The following is a 2,806-nucleotide window of genomic DNA, read 5'->3' on the forward strand; positions in this document are numbered from 1 at the left end:
CTCCTTTTCGTTTTCCTCCGGTAACTTACTAAGGTAATCTATTATGGACTCTATGTTGGTGTTGGGTTCAACAAACACTAATTGAACACCCATTGATGCGAAGTATGAGTGACTTAATGGACATGCTCCTGAGGCTATAACTACATTCACGTCATTAAGCATCTCCTCGTGAAGCGTCTCATATTTCTCAATCCCATGCATGGGCACCCCTATTTCACTCATGGCGCTATGTATTGCTTCAAGGTCATCTGGATCAGCGACATTATCCAGCGGATTACTTCTTGACTCAACATACTTTAATTCACTGGTCTCTTCATTATAATCATATATTACGTAGCTTTTAGCATGTGCGAAGTGTCCATCGCTTATTGTTTTACCATCATTCGTACATAGGGCTATCCTAATTATGCTTAGTTAAAATTAATTCAACCTATATAAACTAATGTTACTGTATTAAAAAATTAAGAATAATGCTCATGGCCTCCTATCCATAATTAACTCCATGCTCCTGCTTAAGTGGCCAATAAGCGCCCTAGCCTTACTCACGCTTTCATCAACCTCCCTAGCCATGGGCCTAACCTCCTCATTCCAAATCTTGAACACCTTAGGAGGTATGCTTTTAGCTAAGTAAGCCGCCCTAATTATTGCATTAGCTTCAAGTGGCCTAATCTCCCACGGTAACCTAATTTCCTCAGCTTCCTTAACTTGAATGTACTTAGCTTTACCATTTTCTAAGGCCTGCAGATGATGAGAGAGTAGGTGCAGCATTGTATTTAAGTCAGCCTTATAATTAACTAGAATTGTTGAATCACTGGCAATATAAATGCCAAGTATGCCTGAGCAGGGGCCTGAATCAAGCCTACTGCATTCATTAATATTATTAATAGTGGCAATTACCCTAGGCTTCTCAATATTAAGGGACTCTGTGATTAACTCAATAATACCCTCCATACTGCTTTCTAAGTCACTTAGGCTTCTTAGAACACTACTCCTAATCATAGAATCAACCTGGTGAATCAACCCCCTGTAGTCTAACCCCATTAATACGATTACCCGCTTCCCTTTTATTAAACCTTAACTCATATTAATACCAGTAATAGGTTAAGTATTTGAATACTTCATTCAACAGTTCACGATCATTATTTTATGAGGAAATTAATAGCCTTCGTGAGCGAGGTTATGTAAATGATTCTGAAGGAATTGCTAGGTAACATTGCCTAGTCCAGTTGGATGAGGCATAATCTTTTAAGCTCATTTAAGGAACCTAATTATTGAGGAAGTGATGTGGCGGTCGGTTACTGAAACCTGATGATAATCGCATGGGCTGATTAATAGATATAATTAATTATAAACCACCACGTGGCGATGAACCATTAAACCCCACCAGAGAACTAATGCACTAAATCTTAACATAACCCTGAAGGATGGGGAGGGGGTTATTAATACTTAATTCAATAACGTAGCCTATGTGGCCAATAAGATTTCCATAATGCACCTAAGGTTTACTTAAATTCTCGAATTCACCTAAGTTAACGTCAGCAGCCTTAATTATTTGCCTAGGCTTACACCTATTAGCCAGGTACCTAAGGGTCTTTAAGGCTCCATCCTCAGAGGATGCTTCATATAACTCAATCCTAACATCCATATTATTAGCCACAACCTCATTTGCGTTAAGTAGGTACTTGGTGTAGTCAATTTGGGGACACAATATAGCAATTTGAAAAACCCTACCAGGCCCCTTCCTAGCATTAATAACGGCGGAGTTCAAAATCTTCTTAACTGCTTCCTCACCATTCTTACACACGTCTATGATTACGTAATCGGTTATGCAGTCTTCATGGGGCTGCTGCATGATTAACCTTAATAGGTCTTAGTTTTAAGTATTATTATCCAGTGCGCTTGATAATAATGCACCGGTAACATCATCAATAGTCCTATATACCTTACCGCCAAGGCAATAGAGTGACTGCGCCACTAACTTATCAGCGTGGTTAAGTACCTTTATTATGTTATCCACATCGGGGAACTTATCAAGCATTGATGATGCAATCCTACCGCATTCCCTCAACTTAACCCTAATCCCATCAGCCGCCTGAGCCTCAGGGGTGGAGGCAACTATCCAGCCAACGTCACCACTGTAAGATGAGCATAGGTCACTTATCTTAGTCTCAAGAAGAGTCTCAACAATCTTAACCTTACTTAACCTCTCCTGTGTTCCCTGAACAAGGTAAGCATTCAACTGCATGGATAGCGCCATAACCACTGCAGCCATTGAAGCTACCTTTGGCTCATTACTGAAACTAAGCCTAATCCCATTAGTTAAGTTAACTAACTCATCAAGGCACCCCATCAGCATTATTGCCGGTGAATCCTTCCTAAGCCTCAGGGTCCTTCCGAAAACCGGTATAGTACTGTATCCACTATCACCAGGACATGCTACATCACCCGCAATCTCCCGGCAATCCGTAAACAGTGGTAACCGCGCCACAGGCTTAGGATCCCCACACTGTTCCCCCTTATCCACCTCAGGCACCTAATTTAAGTTCACTCAGGCTTTAATAAGCTATTTTTTAAAAACAATTAAGTACCCATTGCTTAAAGTTTAACCCAACTCTGGTTTACCGTTAACTACGGTTTTCCTTAGCTGACGGCCCTTCANNGGGGGTGGTATTGCTGCTCAGTTCCTGCCGCCAGCATTGGGTGGTGTGTGGCTCATTGCCTATTAGGCTCACTACACACCAACTCCAAGAATAATAAATGTTGAGAGGCTAAAAGGCTCTTCCGCCAACTCCCCTATGCTGGGCTT

Annotated in this window: 3 protein-coding genes; all 3 read right to left on the reverse strand. The window is 41.3% G+C overall.

The window, feature by feature from the left end; genetic code table 11:
• Positions 1–474: 474 nt before the first annotated feature.
• Entirely contained in the window at positions 475–1,041 is a 567-nt protein-coding gene (locus BP896_RS08205) for a hypothetical protein (protein ID WP_291767429.1), read from the reverse strand.
• Positions 1,042–1,495: 454 nt separating this feature from the next.
• Positions 1,496–1,852 (reverse strand): hypothetical protein, encoded by a 357-nt coding sequence (locus BP896_RS08210; RefSeq protein WP_291767431.1) that lies wholly within the window; start codon positions 1,850–1,852, stop codon positions 1,496–1,498.
• Between the two features lie 24 nt (positions 1,853–1,876).
• The gene (locus BP896_RS08215; protein ID WP_291767432.1) at positions 1,877–2,533 is read right to left on the reverse strand and encodes a cobalamin adenosyltransferase; all 657 of its coding nucleotides are present in this window, start codon (positions 2,531–2,533) and stop codon (positions 1,877–1,879) included.
• Between the last annotated feature and the right edge of the window lie 273 nt (positions 2,534–2,806).

It is taken from the genome of Caldivirga sp. UBA161, from assembly GCF_002506515.1.
Classification (GTDB): domain Archaea; phylum Thermoproteota; class Thermoprotei; order Thermoproteales; family Thermocladiaceae; genus Caldivirga.

What these genes read in the sequence shown, in the direction of transcription:
- BP896_RS08205 (WP_291767429.1), bottom strand. Translation starts at nt 1,041, where the DNA reads ATGGGGTTAGACTACAGGGGGTTGATTCACCAGGTTGATTCTATGATT.
- BP896_RS08210 (WP_291767431.1), bottom strand. Translation starts at nt 1,852, where the DNA reads ATGCAGCAGCCCCATGAAGACTGCATAACCGATTACGTAATCATAGAC.